Annotated in this window: 16 protein-coding genes and 1 pseudogene; 11 read left to right on the forward strand and 6 right to left on the reverse strand. The window is 72.6% G+C overall.

Annotated elements, in window-relative coordinates:
* Nucleotides 1-7: 7 nt before the first annotated feature.
* On the reverse strand, nucleotides 8-793 hold the full coding sequence (locus tag ACQPXB_RS14770) for an exodeoxyribonuclease III (RefSeq protein WP_432852281.1): 786 nt from the start codon (nucleotides 791-793) through the stop codon (nucleotides 8-10).
* A gap of 72 nt (nucleotides 794-865) precedes the next feature.
* On the reverse strand, nucleotides 866-1,582 hold the full coding sequence (locus tag ACQPXB_RS14775) for a S1 family peptidase (RefSeq protein ID WP_366583270.1): 717 nt from the start codon (nucleotides 1,580-1,582) through the stop codon (nucleotides 866-868).
* A gap of 208 nt (nucleotides 1,583-1,790) precedes the next feature.
* Here ACQPXB_RS14775 and uvrC point away from each other — a divergent pair, with 208 nt between their 5' ends.
* From uvrC to whiA, 4 genes are read left to right on the forward strand one after another with little or no spacing between them, the layout of a single operon-like run.
* Entirely contained in the window at nucleotides 1,791-3,809 is a 2,019-nt protein-coding gene (gene uvrC, locus ACQPXB_RS14780) for an excinuclease ABC subunit UvrC (protein WP_386951435.1), read from the forward strand.
* Between the two features lie 50 nt (nucleotides 3,810-3,859).
* Nucleotides 3,860-4,717, forward strand: coding sequence for an RNase adapter RapZ (gene rapZ / locus ACQPXB_RS14785; protein ID WP_285974707.1), 858 nt, complete (start codon nucleotides 3,860-3,862; stop codon nucleotides 4,715-4,717).
* A gap of 1 nt (nucleotide 4,718) precedes the next feature.
* On the forward strand, nucleotides 4,719-5,690 hold the full coding sequence (locus ACQPXB_RS14790; RefSeq protein WP_432856629.1) for a gluconeogenesis factor YvcK family protein: 972 nt from the start codon (nucleotides 4,719-4,721) through the stop codon (nucleotides 5,688-5,690).
* 36 nt (nucleotides 5,691-5,726) lie between these two features.
* Nucleotides 5,727-6,719, forward strand: coding sequence for a DNA-binding protein WhiA (whiA, locus tag ACQPXB_RS14795; RefSeq protein ID WP_285968830.1), 993 nt, complete (start codon nucleotides 5,727-5,729; stop codon nucleotides 6,717-6,719).
* Here whiA and ACQPXB_RS14800 read toward each other — a convergent pair.
* Nucleotides 6,716-7,573, reverse strand: a complete 858-nt coding sequence (locus tag ACQPXB_RS14800) for a hypothetical protein (RefSeq protein ID WP_432852286.1) — start codon at nucleotides 7,571-7,573, stop codon at nucleotides 6,716-6,718. The two genes, whiA and ACQPXB_RS14800, sit on opposite strands and share 4 nt — an antisense overlap.
* 66 nt (nucleotides 7,574-7,639) lie before the next feature.
* Between ACQPXB_RS14800 and ACQPXB_RS14805 the strand changes: the two genes are divergently transcribed.
* Both ACQPXB_RS14805 and ACQPXB_RS14810 read left to right on the forward strand, forming a co-directional pair.
* Complete coding sequence (locus ACQPXB_RS14805; RefSeq protein ID WP_432852289.1) at nucleotides 7,640-8,281, forward strand: hypothetical protein; 642 nt, start codon at nucleotides 7,640-7,642, stop codon at nucleotides 8,279-8,281.
* A 226-nt stretch (nucleotides 8,282-8,507) separates the two neighbouring features.
* Nucleotides 8,508-8,675 (forward strand): annotated as a pseudogene (locus tag ACQPXB_RS14810) (hypothetical protein); the annotation flags it as partial.
* A 54-nt stretch (nucleotides 8,676-8,729) separates the two neighbouring features.
* Here the strand turns inward: ACQPXB_RS14810 and ACQPXB_RS14815 are convergent.
* Nucleotides 8,730-9,689 (reverse strand): sterol desaturase family protein, encoded by a 960-nt coding sequence (locus tag ACQPXB_RS14815; RefSeq protein WP_366583274.1) that lies wholly within the window; start codon nucleotides 9,687-9,689, stop codon nucleotides 8,730-8,732.
* Nucleotides 9,690-9,758: 69 nt separating this feature from the next.
* Here ACQPXB_RS14815 and ACQPXB_RS14820 point away from each other — a divergent pair, with 69 nt between their 5' ends.
* The gene (locus ACQPXB_RS14820; protein ID WP_432852292.1) at nucleotides 9,759-10,367 is read left to right on the forward strand and encodes a TetR/AcrR family transcriptional regulator; all 609 of its coding nucleotides are present in this window, start codon (nucleotides 9,759-9,761) and stop codon (nucleotides 10,365-10,367) included.
* A 660-nt stretch (nucleotides 10,368-11,027) separates the two neighbouring features.
* Here ACQPXB_RS14820 and ACQPXB_RS14825 read toward each other — a convergent pair.
* Complete coding sequence (locus tag ACQPXB_RS14825; RefSeq protein ID WP_366583276.1) at nucleotides 11,028-11,465, reverse strand: PPOX class F420-dependent oxidoreductase; 438 nt, start codon at nucleotides 11,463-11,465, stop codon at nucleotides 11,028-11,030.
* Nucleotides 11,466-11,542: 77 nt separating this feature from the next.
* Between ACQPXB_RS14825 and ACQPXB_RS14830 the strand changes: the two genes are divergently transcribed.
* The 4 genes from ACQPXB_RS14830 to ACQPXB_RS14845 are packed head-to-tail and all read left to right on the forward strand — an operon-like array spanning nucleotide 11,543 to nucleotide 19,152.
* Nucleotides 11,543-13,015 carry a hypothetical protein gene (locus tag ACQPXB_RS14830; RefSeq protein WP_366583339.1) on the forward strand — a complete coding sequence of 491 codons (1,473 nt, stop codon included), beginning with the start codon at nucleotides 11,543-11,545 and terminating at the stop codon, nucleotides 13,013-13,015.
* On the forward strand, nucleotides 13,015-13,818 hold the full coding sequence (locus tag ACQPXB_RS14835) for a hypothetical protein (RefSeq protein WP_220238690.1): 804 nt from the start codon (nucleotides 13,015-13,017) through the stop codon (nucleotides 13,816-13,818). The genes ACQPXB_RS14830 and ACQPXB_RS14835 overlap by 1 nt, the downstream gene beginning before the upstream one ends.
* Nucleotides 13,819-13,828: 10 nt before the next feature.
* Nucleotides 13,829-18,304 carry a hypothetical protein gene (locus ACQPXB_RS14840; protein ID WP_432852297.1) on the forward strand — a complete coding sequence of 1,492 codons (4,476 nt, stop codon included), beginning with the start codon at nucleotides 13,829-13,831 and terminating at the stop codon, nucleotides 18,302-18,304.
* Nucleotides 18,305-18,342: 38 nt separating this feature from the next.
* Entirely contained in the window at nucleotides 18,343-19,152 is an 810-nt protein-coding gene (locus ACQPXB_RS14845; RefSeq protein WP_432852300.1) for a TIGR03620 family F420-dependent LLM class oxidoreductase, read from the forward strand.
* Here ACQPXB_RS14845 and ACQPXB_RS14850 read toward each other — a convergent pair.
* Nucleotides 19,149-19,793, reverse strand: coding sequence for a LysE family translocator (locus ACQPXB_RS14850; RefSeq protein WP_366583279.1), 645 nt, complete (start codon nucleotides 19,791-19,793; stop codon nucleotides 19,149-19,151). The two genes, ACQPXB_RS14845 and ACQPXB_RS14850, sit on opposite strands and share 4 nt — an antisense overlap.
* Nucleotides 19,794-19,862 lie beyond the last annotated feature (69 nt).

Consider the following 19,862-nt stretch of genomic DNA (forward strand, 5'->3'; position numbering starts at 1 on the left):
TGGTGCGTCACAGCTCCAGGTCGACGACGATCGGCGCGTGGTCCGACGGGCCCTTGCCCTTGCGGGCCTCACGGTCCACATAGGAATCGCGCACGGCCTTGGCGAACGGCTCGTTGCCGTACACGAGGTCGATGCGCATGCCGCGGTTGTTGGGGAAGTTCCCGGCGCGGTAGTCCCAGTACGTGAAAGGGTCGTCGTACTTCAGCGGGCGCGGGAACACGTCGGCCAGCCCGAGGCCGCGCAGGCGGGCCAGCGCCGCGCGCTCGGGTTCGGTGACGTGGGTGGAACCGTCGAACAGCGAGCGGTCCCACACGTCGGCGTCGGTAGGGGCGACGTTGAAGTCGCCGAGCACGGCGAACGGTGTCCCGGAAAGCCCTGCCAGCTCGGCCGCGGCGGTCGTCCGCAAGGCTTCGAGCCATTCGAGTTTGTACGCGTAGTGCGGGTTGTCGGGCTCCCGGCCGTTGGGTACGTACACCGACCACACCCGCGCACCGCCGCAGGTGGCGCCGACGGCGCGCGCATCCGTGGCGCCCTCGAACTGCGGTTCACCCGTGAGGCCGCGGACCACGTCGTCGAGACCCACCCGCGAGACGATCGCGACCCCGTTCCACCGGCCGAGGCCGTAGGCGGCGACGTCGTAGCCGAGCGCCTTCACCTCGTTGGCCGGGAACGCTGCGGTGGTGTTCTTCAGCTCCTGCAGGCACAGCACGTCGGGTGCCGAGTGCTCGAGCCAGTCGAGCACGCGCGGCAGCCGCGGCACGATCGAGTTGACGTTCCAGGTCGCGATCCTCACGACCGCCAGGATAGGGGTGCGTGGCCCGGGGCACCCGGCCACGCACCCCCGGCTCGGTGGGGCCGGCGCGGATCAGACGCCCGCGGTGCTGCGGATCCACGAGCGGCTGGTGGCGACGCTCGCGTAGTTGTTGGTGCCGCGGGTGTTCGTGCCGCTCTGGTTCTGCACGGTCGACGCGACGCCGACCTGCACGCCGTTGGAGACCTCGGGCCCGCCCGAGTCGCCCTTCCAGGCCGAGCCGTTGATCCCGACGCTCTGGATCGCGCGGCCGCCGAACGCGTCGGTGGAGCGGCCGGTGACCTGCACGTTCGTCACCTTAAGCGCGGACGCCGGCGGGCCGGTCGGGGTCGTGCGGCCCCAGCCGTAGAGCTGGTTGGTGCTGCCGGTGGCCGGGTCGGCGCTGCCGAGGGTGATCGGCGTGGCGGAGGTGGCCTGGGCGAGGTGCAGGAGGGCGATGTCGCCGTTGGGTGACTCCTCCTCGCGGTCGACGGCGATCTTGGTGCCGCCGAAGAGCGTGTTGGTGCCCACGCGCACGTACATGCCGCTGCCGTCTTCGTCGAGGCAGTGCACGGCCGTCATCACCCAGCGCGACGCGACGACCGTGCCCGAGCAGTTGAAGCCCTGGAAGTCGCGGCCCGGGGTATTGACGTAGACCTGGGCGCCCCAGCTGACGGCGGGCGCGGTGCTGCCGCCCACGATGTTCGTCTGCGCGGTGGCAGCGGTACCGCCGGCCAGGGTGCACGCGACCGCGACGGCGGTGACGGCGCCGGCGATTCGGGTTCTGCTCACGGGATGTTCCTCTCGGTGGGGACCGGAAGAGCCGGGTTTCGGCTGGAACGGACGGTAATCAGCGCGTCACCCGGCCGGGAACCGACGAACGTCGCTTCTGCCCGGATCACCCGACTTCCGTCGGGTTCGGGGCACTGGCCGGGCACTCGACGTCCCCTGTGCACCGGGGCCTCGCAAACTTGTCGGGGCCGCGCCATAGGCTTGGGACGTGGCTGACCCGACCACCTACCGTCCCTCGCCGGGGAGCATCCCGGACGCCCCTGGCGTGTACAAGTTCCGCGACGCCGCCAAGCGGGTCATCTACGTCGGCAAGGCCAAGAGCCTGCGCAGCAGGCTGAACTCCTACTTCGCCGACCTCATGGGCCTGCACCCGCGCACGCGCCAGATGGTCACCACGGCCGCGAGCGTCGAGTGGACCGTGGTCACCACCGAGGTCGAGGCGCTGCAGCTCGAGTACAACTGGATCAAGGAGTTCGACCCGCGGTTCAACGTCCGCTACCGCGACGACAAGAGCTACCCGGTGCTCGCGGTGACGTTGAACGAGGAGTTCCCGCGCCTGCACGTCTACCGCGGGGCGCGCAAGAAGGGCGTGCGCTACTTCGGGCCGTACTCCCACGCGTGGGCGATCCGCGAGACGCTCGACCTGCTGCTGCGCGTCTTCCCGGCGCGCACGTGCTCCGCCGGAGTGTTCCGCCGCCACGGCCAGATCGGGCGGCCGTGCCTGCTCGGCTACATCGACAAGTGCTCGGCGCCGTGCGTCGGGCGGGTCAGCGCCGACGAGCACCGCGGGATCGTCGAGGACTTCTGCGACTTCCTCGCCGGCCGCACCGACGCGATGATCCGGCGCCTCGAACAGGAGATGTCCGCGGCGTCGGAGGAGCTGGAGTTCGAACGCGCGGCGCGGCTGCGAGACGACCTGGGCGCGCTTCGCCGCGCGATGGAGAAGCAGGCGGTGGTGTTCGGCGACGGGACCGACGCCGACGTCGTCGCCTTCGCCCACGACGAGCTGGAAGCCGCCGTGCAGGTCTTCCACGTGCGCGGCGGGCGCGTGCGCGGGCAGCGCGGCTGGGTCATCGACAAGGCCGAGGAAATGGCCGTGCCGGACCTCGTCGACCAGTTCATCACGCAGTTCTACGGCGAGGAGTCCGACCGCGCGGCGCGCGACGGCGTCGACAGCGGCCCGGTCGTGCCGCGCGAGGTGCTCGTGCCCGAACTGCCTGCGGACGCGGAAGCGCTGGGGGAGTGGCTCTCGGGGATGCGCGGCTCGCGGGTGCGGGTGCGCGTGGCCCAGCGCGGCGACAAGAAGGCGCTCGCCGAGACGGTGGAGCGCAACGCGGCCGAAGCGTTCACCCAGCACAAGCTGCGCCGCGCCGGCGACCTCACCGCGCGGTCGGCGGCGTTGCAGGAACTGCAGGACTTCCTCGCGCTCGACAGCGCGCCGCTGCGCATCGAGTGCATCGACATCAGCCACATCCAGGGCAGCGACGTGGTCGCGTCGCTCGTGGTCTTCGAAGACGGGCTCGCGCGCAAGTCCGAGTACCGCCGGTTCGCCTTGCGCGAGGCGGCGGAAGAGGGCGACGTCGCGTCGATCGCGGAGGTCGTGCGCCGCCGGTTCCACCGCTACCTCAAGGAAACCGCCGAGGACGGCCCGGCCGAAACCGTCAGCGGTGACGGCGATGGCGGCGAACCGAACGGCGAGGCGATCGAACCCGCCCGCCCGGGCATCGACCCGGAGACGGGCCGGCCGCGCAAGTTCGCCTACCCGCCCAACCTGCTCGTGGTCGACGGCGCCGGCCCGCAGGCCACGGCGGCGGCCGACGTGCTGGCGGAGCTGGGGATCACCGACATCGCGGTGGTGGGGCTCGCGAAGCGGCTGGAGGAGGTCTGGCTGCCCGCCGACCCCGACCCGGTGATCCTGCCGCGCACGTCCGAAGCGCTGTACCTGTTGCAGCGCCTGCGCGACGAGGCCCACCGCTTCGCCATCCGCTACCACCGCGAGAAGCGGTCCAAGCGGCTGTCGGCGTCCGAATTGGACAGTGTGCCCGGGCTGGGGCAGGCTCGGCGCACCGCGCTGATCAAGCACTTCGGCTCGGTGAAGAAGCTCAAGCAAGCCAGGGTCGAGGAGATCGAGGCGGTGCCCGGCTTCGGCAGGCGCACCGCGGAGGCCGTGGTGGCGGCACTGGCCGGGGAGACCGGTGCCGGCTCGGGAGGGGACAAGGGGTCGTGATCGGGGAAGGAACCATCGTGAGTGCGCAAGAGGACAACCGGGGAACCGGGATGGAGGTCGCCGTCGTCAGCGGCCTCTCGGGAGCGGGCCGCTCCACCGCGGCGAAGTGCCTGGAGGACCTGGGCTGGTTCGTCGTGGACAACCTGCCGCCGGAGCTCATCGCCACCATGGTCGAGCTGGGCGCGCAGGCGCGCGGCGCGATCACCAAGGTGGCCGTGGTGATGGACGTGCGTTCGCGCGCGTTCACCGACGACCTGGCCTCGGTGATCAAGGACCTCGACGCGCGCGGGTACAAGCCGCGCGTGCTGTTCCTGGAGGCCACCGACGCGGTGCTGGTGCGCCGCTTCGAGGCCGTCCGCCGCGGCCACCCGATGCAGGGCGACGGGCGGCTCGCCGACGGCATCACCGCCGAACGCAAGCTGCTCGCGCCGCTGCGCGAGGAAGCCGACCTGGTGCTCGACACGTCGGCGCTGTCGGTGCACGACCTGCGGGCGAAGATCGAGGACGCCTTCGGCTCCGAGGCGAGCACGCAGACGCGGGTGACCGTGCTGTCGTTCGGCTACAAGTACGGCCTGCCGATGGACTCCGACCTGGTGATGGACGTGCGGTTCCTGCCGAACCCGTTCTGGATCCCGGAGCTGCGTGAGCACACCGGCCTCGACGGCGAGGTCCGCAACTACGTGCTGTCGCAGGAAGGCGCGGAGGAATTCCTCGACCGCTACCACCAGCTGCTGCGGCTCATCGGCGCCGGCTACAAGCGCGAGGGCAAGCGGTACCTCACCCTCGCCGTCGGCTGCACGGGCGGGAAGCACCGCAGCGTCGCGATCTCGGAAGAGCTCGCGCACCGACTGTCCAAGGAGGACGGAATGGCCGTGAAGGTGGTGCACCGCGACCTTGGCCGTGAGTGACGTGCGCGCGGTCGCGCTCGGCGGTGGACACGGCCTGCACGCGACGCTCACCGCGTTGCGGCGGGTCACCCGGGAGGTCACGGCGGTGGTCACCGTCGCCGACGACGGTGGCTCGTCCGGGCGGCTGCGGCGCGAGCTGGGTCTCCTGCCGCCGGGCGACCTGCGACAGGCCTTCGCGGCGTTCGCGGCCGAAGACGGCGGCACGCTCTGGGCCGAGGTCTTCCAGCACCGCTTCGGGGGCGACGGCGCGCTGGCCGGCCACGCGGTGGGCAACCTGCTGCTGGCCGGCCTGTTCGAGGTGCTCGGTGATCCCGTGGCGGCGCTCGACGAGGCGAGCCGCCTGACGGGGATTTCCGGACGGGTGCTGCCGATGTCCCCGGAGCCGCTGGAGATCGAGGCCGAGGTGAGCGGCCTCGACAGCGAGGACCCGGGCGCCGTCCGCCGGATCCGCGGCCAGGTCGCCGTGGCGAGCACCCCGGGCCAGGTGCACCGCATCAGCCTGCACCCGGTCGGACGTCAGGCGCGGCCGCCACAGGGCTGTCCGGAGGCCATCGACGCCGTGCTCGGCGCCGACGTGGTGTTCCTGGGGCCGGGCTCGTGGTTCACCAGCGTGCTGCCCCACGTGCTCGTGCCGGATCTGTACGACGCGCTCGTGCGCACGAAGGCCACCAAGGTGGTGGTCCTCAACCTTGTCCCCCAGCCGGGGGAAACTGCCGGGTTCTCCCCGGAGCGGCATCTGGACGTACTCTTCGAGCACGCCCCCGCGCTGCGGGTCGACGCCGTGATCGCGGACCGCGATTCCGTGCCGGACCCGGCAAGTCTGCGCCGGGCGGCGCAGCGGCTGGGTGGCCGCGCCCATTTGGGGGCGGTGGCCGACCCGGTCGTGGAGGGACGGCATGATCCTGATGCGCTCGCCCGGTGCATGCGAGAGGCTCTCGGCCTCGATGGGGGACACAGCGGGCACCGTGGCTGACGGCGGGCGCGCAGCGGAAGGCAGGAGGGGCAGTACATGGCGATGACCGCCGCGGTGAAGGACGAACTGAGCAGGCTCGAGATCACGAAGATCGGGCCACGCCGGGCGGAGGTCGCGTCACTGCTTCGCTTCGCCGGCGGGCTGCACATCGTGGCCGGCCGCGTGGTGGTGGAGGCCGAGCTCGACACGGGTTCCGTGGCCCGGCGGCTGCGCAAGGAGATCCACGAGCTCTACGGCCACCAGTCCGACGTGCACGTGATCACCGCCAGCGGCGGCCTGCGCAAGGGCACGCGGTACGTCGTGCGCGTGGTGAAGGACGGCGAAGGCCTCGCCCGCCAGACCGGGCTGATCGACCAGCGCGGGCGGCCGGTGCGCGGCCTGCCCGCGGCCGTGGTGTCCGGCGGCGTCGCCGACGCGGAAGCCGCCTGGCGCGGTGCGTTCCTGGCCCACGGTTCGCTGACGGAACCCGGCCGCTCGTCGTCGTTGGAAGTCACGTGCCCGGGCCCGGAAGCGGCGCTGGCTCTCGTCGGCGCGGCCCGGCGCATGGGCATCCAGGCGAAGTCGCGCGAGGTCCGCGGCGCCGACCGGGTCGTGGTGCGCGACGGCGACGCCATCGGCGCGCTGCTGACGCGCCTCGGCGCTCACGCGAGCGTGCTGCAGTGGGAGGAACGGCGGATGCGCCGCGAGGTCCGCGCGACCGCCAACCGCCTCGCCAACTTCGACGACGCCAACCTCCGCCGCTCTGCCCGCGCGGCCGTCGCGGCGGCCGCCCGGGTCGAACGGGCCCTCGACATCCTCGGCGACACCGCGCCCGATCACCTGCTGGCGGCCGGCAAGCTGCGGCTGTCCAACCGGCAGGCGTCGCTGGAGGAGCTCGGCCAGCTGTCCGACCCGCAGATGACGAAGGACGCGGTCGCCGGCCGCATCCGGCGTCTGCTCGCGATGGCGGACAAGCGGGCGAAGGACCTGAACATCCCGGACACGGAGTCCGCGGTGACGCCGGAGATGCTGGAGGACGAGGAGGCTTAAGGCCTTCTCGGGGCCGGCAGTTTCAGCTCGGTGACGAGCGCGCGCAGCCACGGCCGCGCGATCGCCGGTTCCTTCACGATGCCGTGCACCAGCCGGTCGCGCACTTCGGGTGTGCGACCGGCCGCGACGACGGCCAGTGCTTCGGCGAGGGCCTCGCGGGTCTTGTCGTCGTGGCGGGGCGCGCGGGCGTCCTCGGCGCCCCACTTCTCGCGCGAGAACGACCGCGTGAGCTTCGGTTGCGTATTGCCGAAGTACGCCCAGACGTCGCCGTCGAGGGAGACGTTGCGGACGGCGCTCGCGGGCAGCTCGGCGGTCCAGTCCGCGTGCTGGTGCCAGCGCCAGGTCTTGGGGCTCGTGTCGTAACGCCACGTGATGCTGAGGAACCGCATCCTGCGCCGAACTTCCACCCACGCGACGTCTTCATCCGCGGCCCAGGTTCGCAGCAGGTGCACGAGCGTCCGGAACGTGCTGCCCGAGTGCACCAGGTCGGTGAACACCACCGGCGCCCCGCCACCCGCGAGCGCGGCGGGGGAGAGCCCGGCGTCGGTGAGGTTCGCCCGCAGCTGCGCCGCTTCCGCACCCGCGAGCGGATCCGTGTCACCGACCATGCCCAATGACAACGGCAGCAACCGCAGCCGGCTGCGGTCGGTGAGCGCCCCGCTCAACAGGTCGTACACGCTGTCGGCCGACCGCCCGACGAAGAAGAGGTCCCCGTCCTCACTGCGCGCCAGCACCTTCGCCGCACACGCCGTGAGCTCGTCCAGGAACCACAGCACGGGCGCCCCGGTGGGCAGACTCCCGAGCTGGTCGGGGCGCACGAGATCCCAGCGATGCGGGCGGTTCGGTTCGGTCACCCTTCCAGAACACCATGCGGCGCAACCGATTTGACCTGCGTAATTCGGTTGCGGCACACCACGACCGTGCGCGATGCTCGACTCCTCATGTCGCTGTACGACTACTTTCCCGCCGGCCTCACCTGGGCCGAGGTGGACCCCCGAGCGCACCCCTTCGACGCCGCCGCGGCCGCCGCGGTCATCGCCGCCGTCCCCTGGGACGACGACTGGACCGAAGGCGTCCTGGCCGCGCTCGACCGCCGCATCGGCCCGTGGACGCGCGGCTGGGCCTGGGGCCGCGGCGAAAGCGACTTCGGCGGCGGCCCGGTGGCTTCTTGGTGCTGTGTCACGGATTCCGTGACCACCCCGGCCGAGACGGCCACCCGCGCCCTCACCGCGCTGAGGGAATGGCGCGACTGGCTCGAACGGCTCGTCGACCTGTTCGCCACGCACGCGCTGCCGGCCGGTCCCGCCGGAGAGCGGCTCGCCGCGTGGGAACGGGCGGTGCCCGCGCTCGTGGAGGAAGTCGTGGACCGCACCGAAGCCGGCGACGCGTGGTACCGGCACTGCGCGCAGGTCCTGGACTGGTTCCTGGCCGACCAGGGGATCGCCGACCCGCAGCTCGTCGAGCACGCCCTCGGCGGCCGGTTCGAGAGCTGGTGCGCGCCGGCCGAAAGCGAGGTCGCCGCGCTCGCGCGGCGGATCGCCGCGGCCGAGCCCGGTGCGTGACGATCTGCGGACCTGGCTCACCGTCCGCGCGAACGTCCCGTGGGCCGAGGTTCCCGGCGCGTCACCGAAAACCGGCGGCCGGGACGGCGTGGCCGAGTTCGTCGGCACCACCGTTCGTCGCCGGAGCGAGGAGCGCGCCGAGCGGTTGGCAGCCGCGCTCGCGAGGTCGCGGGCGGACGTCGGACGGCGCCTCACCGTCGAGATTCTGGCTGCCTGGCAGGAAATCGTGCTCGGCGAGCCGACCGCGTTCCGCACCACGGCGGCGTTCGCCAAGGGCGGCCGGGAACGCTACGGGCCCACCACACCCGCGGAGTTCGAAGCCCGTCTCGCCGAAGCCCACGACCACACTCCGCTGCCGGGCCGGGTCGCGCGGGCGTACCTCGACGTGTGCTTCTTCCACCCGTTTGCCGACGGCAACGGCCGGTTGGCGATGCTCGTCGCCGATCACCTACTGACCAGCGACGGCGTGGCCCTGGACCGGACCGGTCCGCTGTTCGTCATTGCCCGCCGGGCCGACGACGCGGCGGGTGCCCTGGGGCTTGCGCGGCTCGTCGCGAAGTTGCTCGGGTGACCAGCCCGGCGGGCCGAACACATACCCCACCCGGTCCCGCCACGAAGCCGCACCGCGAAGGTCCCGCAGGATCGAGCCGTACTCGTGGAAGCCGACCTTCAGCAGGTTGTAGGTCCCGATGTTGGTGGTCAGCCCGTAGGTCGGCCGCTTGCCCTCGGGGACGAAGCTGCGGAACAGCCGATCCCAGACGATCAGGATGCCGCCGTAGTTCGCGTCGAGGTACTCGGCGTCGCTGCCGTGGTGGACGCGGTGGTGCGAGGGGGTGTTGAAGACGTACTCGAACCAGCGCGGCAGCTTCCGCACCTTCTCCGTGTGCACGAAGAACTGGTACACGAGGTCGATCGACAGGCCGGTGAGGATCATCCACGGCGGGATCCCGCACAGCGCGAGCACGGACCAGAACGGCAGCTGGAAGTACGGGGTCCACTTCTGCCGCAGCGCCGTCGAGAAGTTGTAGTGCTCGCTGGAGTGGTGCACCTGGTGCCCGGCCCACAGCAGCCGCACGCGGTGGCTCGCGCGGTGGTAGGCGTAGAACACGAGCTCCTGGCCCAGCAGCATGAGCACCCACGTCCACCAGTCGCGTGGGTCGAACTTCACCGGCGCCAGCTCGAAGAACACGGCGAAGACCACGAGCATCACGAGCCGGAACAGCGCGTTCACGCCGAGCGCGACAGTGCCCATCAGCATGCTCGTCCGGGTGTCGGCCGGGCTGTAGCCGACCACGTCGTCGTCGTGGCCGAGCACGTGCACGGCCACGATCTCGACGGCCACGAACAGCAGGAACACCGGGATCGCGTAGAGCACCGGGTCACGCAGGTGCGCCAGGAAGTCGGCCACGTCGTCTCCTCCCGCGGAACTAACTCCGAGGTAACTTACCCAAGGGTCACTTACGGTAGGCTCAACGCCGTGACAGGGTCAAGGGCCGTCGGGACGAAGGGCGTGCCGCGCGGCGAGCGCGAGTCGCAGATCCTCGCGGCGGGCACCGAAGAGTTCGGCCGGGCGGGGTACGCGGGCGCGTCGATGGTGGAGATCGCGCGCCGCGTGGGCGTCACGAAACCCTTGCTGTACCAGTACTTCGGTTCGAAGGAAGGGCTGTACCTCGCGTGCCTGCACCGCGCGGGCGACCGGCTGACGGAGGGCGTGGCCGAGACCATGGCGGCCGGCGGCGACCCGGAGCGCATGCCGCTCGCGGTCCTGGCGGCGATCTTCGCGACCTTCGACCACGACCGCTACGCCTGGAAGCTCCTGCGCGACCCGACGGTCCCCGCGGCGGGCGACATCGCCGCCGCGGCCGGCGACTATCGTGAACGGCTCGACGCGTTCGCCCTCGTCGGTGCCGGCCAGCTGCTGGGCTCGCACGGGCTGTCGGACGCGCTGGACGTGGAGGCCCTCGCCCACGTCTGGACCGGTGTCGTGGACTCGCTCATCAGCTGGTGGATCGACCGCCCGGCCGAGACCGCCGTGGCGATGACCGACCGCTGCGCGCGCATGATGGCGGTGCTCTTCGGCTGGTGAAGTGTCCGCTGTGGACATACGTGCTCGAAACGCCGGCGCGGCCGGGACGACCGGCGCCGCTCCGGTCGTCCCGGCCGCGGTCCGGGGTGCGCGCCGCCGGGAAGGCGACGGCGCTGGTGTGCGCCCGGGGGTGACCGGCGCCGCTCCGGTCACCCCCGGGCGCAGTCCTGGGTTCCGGCACGAGCACGCGCCGCCGAAGGCCGTCGCGCCGGGGGGAACCCCTGCGGGACAGGGGATCCGGCGGCGGCAGTGCGGCCGGGAGGGCGGAGCGGAGAGGTGCCGGGGGCGGGGTCGTGGACTGATCGAGGTTGATAGTTAGGAAACTTTCCTATCTATTACGGAAATGACACCATCCCGGACGGGGTGGTGTCAATACCGGACCGCTCGATCACCGTCCGTCAACCGCGGCAGCTCCCCAGCGCCGGGATCAGCCGAGCAGCCAGGCGAATCTCCGCGACGGCCCGGTTCCGCCACCGCCCGCTCGCTCGCCGATCCACGTCCGGCCGGCGCAGTGTGGCTCGGCCGGCGCACACCGGGGTCGAACCACAGCAACCAGTCCAGGTCACCGGGGCGTGCGAGCCGACCACCGGCGCGCGACCGACTCCCGGGTCACGTCCGGCACCAGGACGACATTCGGCTCGCCGCGCGGCGCGGACTCGTTCAGCCCGCGATGTCCGCCCGCGCGATCACCTTCGTGATCTTCGCCCGAACGAGCGATTCCTCCGGCACGGCGTTGCGCTTGCCGTACGCCTCGGCCTGGTCCGCGCCCATGTAACGGCCGCCGAGCCGGGTCGCCCAGTCGAGCATCTCGTCGAGGTCGTGGTGCAGCGTCGCCTCGGCGGTGAACTGCACGTAGGAATACGGCGGCTTCTGGTCGTCGACCGCCAGCGACAGCCGCGGGTCGCGCCGCAGTGCCTTGCCCTTCAGCGTGTCCGTGCCCGTGGTGAACACGATTTCGTCACCGTCGGGGCCCTCGTTCAGCAGAAACCAGATCGGCGTGACGATCGGGGCACCGTTGGCGCGCACGATCCCCAGCATCCCCGTCCGCGTGCCCTCGGTCGCGAACGCCCACCACTCGGCCCTGCTCATCTCACGCATGTGGGTCACGCTAGCCGTCCGCGTGTGCGGGCGCCTGAGCAGGCCGACTAGCCTGGCCTGCTGTGCGAGACGACGACATGGGGTTCGCGGGCCTGGCCGACGAGGGGCTGACCCGCCGGCTGAAGGCGCTCGCGTGCACCGCGCCGCTGCACGACCTCGACGCGCGCAAGGCCAAGCTCGACTGGGCCGACGCGACGATCTACCAGATGGCCGAGATCGCGCTGCACACGATCGACCAGGTCACCATCGCGATGGACTTCGACACCGGCGCGGGCCACGACCGGGTCATCGACCGCTTGCTGCCGTTCATCGCGCAGCAGGCGCCTTCGCGCACGCCCGAGGAGCACGTGCGCGTCGCGAAGTGGGTGCTGGACAACCTCATCAACGTCGGCACCACCGACCGCGGCTTCCGGCGCGTCTACGGCTCGATGGGCCCCGGCGGCTACCAGCGCCGCCAGTTCGACTTCAAGCTGCTCGTCGAGCTGGCCGCGCCCGACGGCGAGGTCTACCTGCGCGCCACCGACGAGGCCATCAACGTGCTCGTCGGAGCGCTGGACACCGACGTCGAGTCGGCCCAGATCGCGGCCGAGGTGAAGCTCGAGAACCTGATCAACCGCGGCCGGCTCGCCGACGCGAAGCTCGCGGCCGAGCAGGCGCGCTACCGCACCGTGCAGTACGGCGAGACCCTGCGCGCCAAGCTCGACGCCACGCGCCGCGACGTGCGCGCCGTCGACTGGGAGCTCGAGGTGCCGGACCTGATCGACTCGGCGCTCGGGCACATCGAATCCCGCTTCCGCGCGGAGAACGCGATCCTCAAGAACATCACCACCGCACGAGATGAATCCGAAGAGCCCGACCACAAGCGGCGCGCGGCCGAGCTCGTCGACATCGTCGCCGACTGCATCCGCCGCCACACGCGGCTGCAGTCGCGCCTGGCCGCCGCCGGCGCCGTGTTCCGCGCCGAGCAGGACCGCCAGCAGTTCTCGGGTCCGCCGCAGCGCGCGACGATCGACCTGTTCGGCCAGCTGCTCGTCCCGACGCTCGGCCTGCCACTGGCCGACGCCGTCGCGCCCGCCGAGCACTTCTTCCACGCGGTCGCCGGCATCACGCCGCCGGTGGTGCCCGCGTTGTCCTCGCTCGTCTCGCTGCTGCTGCGGCCCGCGCCGGAACGCGACCAGCTCGTCGGCGAGATCCCCGAGCCCGAGCTGATGCCGGCCGAGGACACCGACCGCTTCGGCGACGACGTGTGGCGCCTCGCCGACGACCTGCTCGACCTGCCCGACGTGCCGCGCCGCCTGTCGGGTCTGCTGGAGGACGCGCGCCGCACGAAGCAACCCGGTCTGGCCACCCTGGTCGCGCTGCGCGCCCTGCACGCCTACAGTCCCGAGATCGGCGCCGCGCGCCGCCAGGGGGAACGCCACGTGCTGCTGGCCGTCGACGACGGCACGCTGCTGGACGACCCCGAGTTCGGCGGTGCCGACCTGCTGCTGTCCACCGCCGAGGTCGAGCGCGCCGAAGAACCTGCCGAAGAGAGCGAGGAGGTCGCCTGATGCCCGTGACCCACACGAGCGTCGACGCCGAGGCCGCCGCGCGCCTCGTCGCGTTCGGCATGCGCCCGAAGCAGCTGCCCGCCCGCGACGTCGTCTACGGCGAGCTGGTGCGCCGCTACGCCGAGGACAACGCGTTCAAGGCCCTGACCCACGCCGTCGCGTCGGGCCTGGGGCTGATGGTGCTGGAGGTCAACCAGCAGGCGGGCGCGGTGCTGGCCGCCGTGGACGAGTCGATCTTCGAGATCAAAATGGACAGCTACGCGCGCCAGGCCAAGATCCGCGAACGCCGCGAGACGGAGAAGGTCATCCACGGCCTCATCCACCTCGCCGCCGCCGCGCTGGCCTACCCGCGGCCCGACGACCTCGCCAACGACACCTACATCGGCCGCGTGAGCGTGGAGCAGGTCGACGCGATGGTCCGCGAGGCCGCGCGCATGCTCGACGAGCGCGCGCAGCAGGCCGAGGCCAACAACGACCCGCTGGCCGACGCGCCGGAGCTGGAGCAGGCGTGGCGCGCCTACGCCCGGCGCCCGGCCGCGGCGGCCACGAAGGACGGCCGCATGGCCGCCGACACCACCCGGGGCATGGTCGCGCGCGCCCTGCGGTTCCTGGCCGACCAGGGCTTCCTGGTGCCGGTGAGCGACGAGCAGGGCGGCACCTACCGCACCACGCCGCGGTACCAGATCCAGGTGCGCGAGCTGGCCGCCGACGCGGCGTTCGACGACCTGCTCGCGCTCGACGTCGTCGCGGTCGCGAGCGCGGGGGGAACGCTGCGCGCGGCCTCTTCGGACACGTTGCAGTAGAGGGGATTCGATGTACGAGCTTTCGCGGGTCCGCCTGCACTCGGTGGGCCCCGCGGGCGCCCGCTACCAGGACGTGGTGCTGGACTTCAGCGGCGTCGGCGCCACCATCACCGCGCCGAAGCAGGACGCGTTGTTCAGCGCCGGCATCCACGCCGGGGGACCGGTGCGCCGGCCTTCGCCCGCGAGCGTGCTGTTCCTGGAGAACGGCGGCGGCAAGTCGGTGCTGATCAAGCTGATCTTCTCGGTGATGCTGCCCGGCCGCCGCCAGGTGGTCGGGACCACGAGCACGAAGGTGCTGGAGAAGTTCGTGGCGGCCAAGGACGTCTCGCACGTGGCCCTGGAGTGGCTGCACGTGGAGACCGGGCACCGCGTGATCACCGGCAAGGTCTCGGAGTGGCGCGGGCACGTGACGTCGGCGGACTCGGAGAACCTCGTGGACTCCTGGTACTGCTTCCGTCCCACGCAGGAGCTGGGCCTCGACTCGCTGCCGCTGACCGAGGACGGCCGGCTGCTCACGATGTCCGGCTTCCACGACCGGATCGCCGCGGCCGCGATGGCCGAGCCGGAGCTGGAGCTGTCGTGGACGCGCCGCCACCACGAGTGGACCGGCCGGCTCGACTCGCTCGGCCTCGACACGGAGCTGTTCCGCTACCAGCGCGCGATGAACGCGGGCGAGGGCGAGGCGGCCGACGCGTTCCAGTTCTCCACCGACGAGGCGTTCGTGGAGTTCCTGCTGCGCGCCGTGCTGTCGGAGGACGAGCCGAAGGACCTCGCCGAGGTCGTGTCGACGTATGCGCACAACCTCGCGCAGCGCGGCGACCTGCTGGCGGAGAAGGACTTCGTGGAGGGCGCCCTCGAACTGCTCGGCCCGCTCGCCGACGAGGAGGGCGTGGCCGCCGCGTCGCGCCGGATCGCCGAGTCGGCCCGCGCGGATCTGCGTGAGCTCGCCGGCCGCATCCACGCGCGCAACGAGCTGGAGAACGCGCGGCTTTCGGGGCTCGAAGAACACGTCGACGAGGTGAAGTCGGCGGAGAAGCTGGCCGAGGGTGACCACCGCCGGCTCGCCGCGGGGGTCACGGAGCTGCGCCGGCTCGTCGCCGTGCTGCGGCTGGAGGAGGCGCAGGAAGCGCGCCAGCGCGTGGACGCCGAGCTGGCCGACGCGAAGACGGCGGCCGAGGCGTGGCGCGAGACCGCGACCGTCCTGAACCAGCTGAACGCCTCCCGCAAGGCGAAGGACCTGCGTGAGCTCGTCGGCAACCGCGAGGAGAAGGCGAAGCCCGCGCTGGCGGCTCGCAACTCCGCCGCGTCGGCGCTGGCGCGTGGTCTCACGGCGCTGGCCCGCGACGCGCAACGGCAGGCGGACAAGGCCGAGGCTCACGCGGACGCGTTGCGCGCGGAGGCGGAGAAGGCGCAGGCCGATCGGGACGAGGCCGCGAACCTGGCGGCGTCTCGCCGGGCCGAGGCGCGGGGGCTGTCGTCGCGGATCGCGGAGCTGCGTGAGGAAATCTCGACGTCCGTCCGAAGTGGACTGTTGACGGCCGGCGCGGACGTCGCGGAGGCTTCGCGCGCGGCCCGAGCTCACGCCGACGAGTCGGCCGCGGAGCTGGGCCGCCGTGAGCAGGAGCTCGACCGCGCGGCCGAGGATCTGCAGGCGGCGCAACGGGCCGTGAACGAGGCCAACCAGCTCGCCGGGTCCACTCAGGACCGTCTGGTGCGCGCTGCGGAAGACCTCGACCGGGCGCACCGGCGGACGGACGCGCTCGCGGTGGAACCCCGGCTCGTCGAGCTGCTCGGCGCCGACGACGTGCGCCTCGAAAGCGACCTTCCCGTGCTGCTGCAACGCCTTCGAGAGGCGAGCGCGGCCGTCGAGAAGGAGCAGACGGCGCTGCGGATGGAGGAGTCGGCCGACGAGCGCGCGTTGGCGGCGCTCGGCTCCGGCGGCCTGCTCCCGCCGCCGCACGACGTTCAGGCGGCCCTGGACGCCTTGGAGGAAGCCGGGATCACGGCGTGGTCCGGCTGGCGTTACCTGTCCAAACTGGACGCCGGCCGCCGCGCCGACGTGCTGGAGCGCCTGCCGCAGCTCGTCGCGGGCGTGCTGCTGAACGACGCCGCGCAGGTGCCGCGGGCGCGTGAGGTGCTGGCGGCCGGGCGGTTGCTGCCCAGCGCGGTGATCGCGGTGGGCACCACCGAGGCGTTCCAGCGCGACGACGGCGAGGCCGCGGCGGGCGTGGAGTTCCTCGTGCCGCCGAACCCGGCGATGTACGACGAGGAAGCGGCCGACACCGAACGCGAGGCCGTGGCGCTGCGGCACGCCGAACGCCAGCGGCGGCTGGAACAGCTGGCCGGTGCGCTCGCCACCGACGGCGCGCTCACGTGGAAGCTCACGACCTGGCGCGAGGACTACCCGGCCGGCGCGATCGCCACGCTCGCGGAGCAGGCCGAAAGTGCCCGTGTGGCAAGGGAAACCGCGCAGACGGCGCTGCGGCAGGCGGAGGCGGAGTTCACGCGGCTGAGCGAAAAGGCCGCGACGCTGCGCGAGCGCGTGCCGGCGCTGCGCGTGGCCGTGACGGAGGCCGAGGAGAAGGCGCGCAAGCTGGGCGAGCTCACGACCCGGGCCACGCGGGTCGCCGAGTGGACCGAAGAAGTGGAGCGGGCCACGGAGATCGCCGAGCGCGCGGGGACCACGGCGGCCGACGCGGCGGCTCGCGCGGCGCGGCTGCGCGAGCAGGCGGGGGAGGAGCAGCGGACCGCCGACGGGCACCGCCGCACGGCGACCACCGCACGCTCCGAGCTGGCCGAGGTCCCGGGCGCGGCGGAGGTGACCGAGGACGCCGAGGCGCCGGCCGAACCCGTGGACGCGTTGCGGCGGACCTTCGCGTCGGCCTCGGAGGCCTACGCGAAGGTGGAAGTCGGCAGCGACCTGCGCGCAGAGCTGGAACAGGCCGAGTCGGCGGAAGCCGCGGCGGGCTCGGCGCTCGAGGCGCTGGACGAAGCCGTGCGCACGCGGGCGGCGGAGCTGCTGGAGACGCCGGACGGCTCCGACGCTTCGGCTCGCGCGGCCGCGTTGGCCCGCGCGCGCCGCGTCGTCGACGCCGTGGAGGAGGACCGCACCGAGGCGATCGGGCAGGTGTCCACGCGGCGGGCGGAGCTGGACGTGCTGCCGCTGCAGACGGGCGCGGCCTCGCCCGCCGAGCGGCCGCGCGACATCGAGCACGGCCTGGAGCTGATCGACGCCGCTTCGCTGGAGGTCTCGGCGGCGGCCCGCACGTGGGAAGAACTGCAGGAGCGGCGCGCGGCGGCGGAGGCGACGCTGGACGCGGCGAAGGCGTCGGCCTCCGGCTTCGGGCTGCTCGGCGAATCGCTCGCGCACCTGCTGCCGGAGGACCCGGCCGAGGCCTACGACGGTGACGTGGAATCGGCCCGCAGCAAGCATTCTCAGCTCAACACCGTGCTGACGACCGCGCAGGAAGCCGCCGACGCGGGCGACCGCCGGGTGCGTGCGGCGGCCGACCAGCTGGCGCAGTACGCCACGGAGAAGCGGTTCGAGAAGCTGAGCACGCCCGTGCGCCAGCAGGTGATCGCGGTGAAACGCGACCAGCTGCCCGGCCACGCGGCCGAGTGGGCCGAGGCGCTGCGGCCGCGGCTGCGCACGCTGACCGACGACCTCGCCCAGATCGACCGGCACCGCGGCGGCATCATCACGCGCCTGCAGGGCATGGTCGACGGCGCGCTGCGCACCCTGCGCTCGGCCCAGCGCGTGTCACGGCTGCCCGACGGCCTCGGCGACTGGTCGGGCCAGGAGTTCCTGCGCATCCGCTTCACCGAGCTCGAGGACAACGTGCTGGCCGAGAAGCTCGGCGAGGTCGTGGACGAGGCCGCGGTGGGCAAGACGGCCGACGGCCGCGACGTGAAGCGCGACGGCCTTTCCCTGGTGCTGCGCGGCGTGCAGGTGGCCGCGCCCAAGGGGTTCCGCGTCGACATGCTCAAGCCCGACTCCGTGCTGCGCACCGAACGCCAGCGCGTGTCCGAGATCCGCGACGTGTTCTCCGGCGGCCAGCAGCTGACCGCCGCGATCATCCTGTACTGCACGCTCGCGGCGCTGCGCGCGAACAACCGCGGCAAGGCCCGCAACCGCCACTCCGGCGTGCTGTTCCTGGACAACCCGATCGGCCGCGCGTCGGCGGGTTACCTCCTGGAGCTGCAGCGTGCCGTCGCGGAGGCGCTGGGCGTGCAGCTGATCTACACGACGGGCCTGTTCGACGCCGGCGCGCTCGCGGAGTTCCCGCTGATCGTCCGCCTGCGCAACGACGCCGATCTGCGCGCCGGGCGCAAGTACCTGTCGGTGGACTCGACCATCCGCAACTCCCTGGAGGACCTCGGCGAGCCGGACGGCGTCGCCCGGCTCTCGGCGACGCGGATGTTCGCGAAGGTCGAGGCCGCCGCGGAGCCGGCCGAGGATTCCGCTGTGGACGAACAGCCCGCGTGACGCGGAACACCGCCGGGGGCGCGGGAGTTGCCCCCGGCATGAGCGAACTGGGCCCACTGGGCGCCGCGATACCCGCGTTCGACACCACGGACTCGGCCGCCGCGGTCGACGCGGCCGTGCGGCTGGAGGAACTCGGCTACGCCACCTTGTGGGTGCCGGGCGGCCAAGGCGACAACCTGGCGCTCGTCCCCGACCTCGTCCGCGCGACGCGGCGGATCACCGTCGTCAACGGGATCCTCTCGGTGGACCGCGTCCCGGCCGCCGACGTGGCCGCGACCTACCGCTCACTGGCGGCCACACACCCCGGCCGCTGGCTCCCCGGCCTCGGCGGCGCCCACGGCCCCCGCCCCCTCGCGACGCTCTCGGCGTACCTCGACGAGCTGGACCCCGCGGTCCCCGCCTCGCAGCGCGTGCTGTCCGCCCTGGGCCCCCGCATGCTCGAACTGGCCCGCGACCGCGCCTCGGCCGCGTACCCGTTCCTCGTCACGCCGGACTACGTCGCCTCGGCACGCGAACTCCTCGGCGCCGGCACCCGCCTGGCGGTGCTGGTCACCGTCACCGCGGATCCCGACCCGGCCCGCGCCCGCGACACCCTGCGCGGCGGCTCACTGCGCTTCCTGGCAGGCGTCCCCTGCTACGCCGCCAACTTCCGCCGCATGGGCTTCACCGACGCGGACGTCACCGACCTCTCCGACCGCCTCGTCGACGGCGTCACCGTCCACGGCTCTTTCGACACGGTGGTGACCCGCCTGCGCGAATACCTGGCCGCGGGTGCCGACCAGGTGGTGGTCTCGCCGGACGGCCTGCCCACCTCGTGGCACGGCGACCTGGTGGCCGCGCTGGGTTAGTCCCTGCGGCCGGTGAACGCGAGCGTCGCGCCGAGGCCGATCATCACCAGGCCGCCGGTGCCGCCGACGAGTTCGAGGCGGCGGGGCGAGCGGGCGAACCACGTGCGGGCCGTGCCGGCGACCAGGGCCCACGCGGTGTCCGACGCGAGCGCGATCACCGGCAGGCAAAGGCCGAGCAGCAGCATCTGCGCGGGCACGGAGCCGGCGGCCGGGTCGACGAACTGGGGGAGCAGCGCTGCCAGGAAGACGATGGACTTGGGGTTCGCGAAGCCGACGATGAAGCCGTCGCGCAGCACGGTCAGGGTGCGGCCCGGGGTGGTGCGCACGGCGGCGGCCATGGCGTCGGCGAGCTTGCGGCGCTTGCGGATCGCCTGCACGCCCAGGTAGACGAGGTAGAGCGCGCCCGCGAGCTTGATCGCGGTGAACACGGTGGCGGACGTCGTGACGACCGCGCCGAGCCCGAATGCGATGGCCACCACCTGCGTGTAGACGCCGGTGGCGTTGCCGAGCACCGTGAGCAGCGCGTCGCGGCGGCCCACGGTGAGCGCGCGGCTGATGGTGAACAGCACGCTGGGCCCGGGGACCACGACCATGAGGAACGTCAGGGCGGCGAAGGCCGCGAAGTGCGCAGGCGTGACCATCTCCCGAGCGTAGAACGCGCTGCCGGGCCGGGACGAGACGTTTTTGTCGGACCCCGCTGGTACAACGAA

The organism is Amycolatopsis sp. CA-161197 (assembly GCF_050942255.1).
In the GTDB taxonomy this organism is placed as follows: Bacteria; Actinomycetota; Actinomycetes; order Mycobacteriales; family Pseudonocardiaceae; genus Amycolatopsis.